The following is a 1,037-nucleotide window of genomic DNA, read 5'->3' on the forward strand; positions in this document are numbered from 1 at the left end:
TTGGTCAGATTCACCAGCACATTTGCCGAATACGTATTGGTCGCCGTCTGACAGACTCCCGCCGTAACCGCTGCCGTTAGCGAACAGACTGGTGCCACTGAACAGGAAACTGGTGCCGAATACGTAGCAGTGGTGCTGCTGCAACCGGGTAACGATACCTCGACCGTGTGCGTAAGTCCGTCAGAAGGCAGATTGTTGAATATGGCGGTATACGAGTTGGTGGCAGAAGACGTGGTCGAAAGAGTTAGGCTTTCGACACCATTAGTGATCGTCAGTGTACCCGTAATTGAATTCGCCAACGTAACAACTGCCGTGAGCGAATACGTATTAGTTGCCGAAGCACAGGTTCCTGCTGTGGCGGTAGCCGTCAGCGAACATACTGGCTCTGCTGGGCAAGCGTCGGGTGCTACGTAGGTTACACTCGTTGTCTGGCCCAGATAAGAGACAACCACCGTGTGGGTTCCTGTTGCGGTTGTTAGTCCTGTGAAAGCGTAGGCAACAGAGGTTGTTCCGGCTGTAACAGAAACTGTTGTTGTGCTGGTGCCATCTGTAATCGTAAGCTGACCATCAGCAGCATTTGTGAAGCTCACAACGCCAGTAGTCGAATACATATTGGTACCCGGATTGCATATTGGCGGATCGCTCAGGCTTAAGCCGATACCAACCGAGCAGGAAACTGGTGCCGAATACGTAGCACTGGTGGTTCCACAATCAGGCAAGCTAATAGTTGCCGTATGTATGGCTCCGTCCGATAGCAGATTCGGTACCACTACGGTTACCGACGTAGCAGTAGCCGCAATAGTCTGACTCACTGGAGACGCCCCCGGAATGCTCACGGTAAGTGAACCAGATACTGCATTCGTCAGATTGACCACTATGTTGGCTGAGTACGTATTGGTGGCCGTTTGACAAACCCCAGCAGTGGCCGCTGCCGTCAGTGAACATACCGGAGCCACAGAACAAGACGTTGGTGCAGTATAGTTGGCGGTGGTAGTGCCACAACCCGGCAGGCTGATCGTCGCCGTATGAGTCGCTCC

The 1,037-nt window shown here is 53.1% G+C and carries 1 protein-coding gene; it reads right to left on the bottom strand.

Annotated features, from left to right (window positions below; translation table 11 throughout):
• A partial coding sequence (locus ACYVD4_RS32025) for a hypothetical protein (RefSeq protein ID WP_460952538.1) occupies positions 1-1,037 on the bottom strand: 1,037 nt, incomplete at both ends.

Source organism: Spirosoma daeguense (assembly GCF_054776875.1).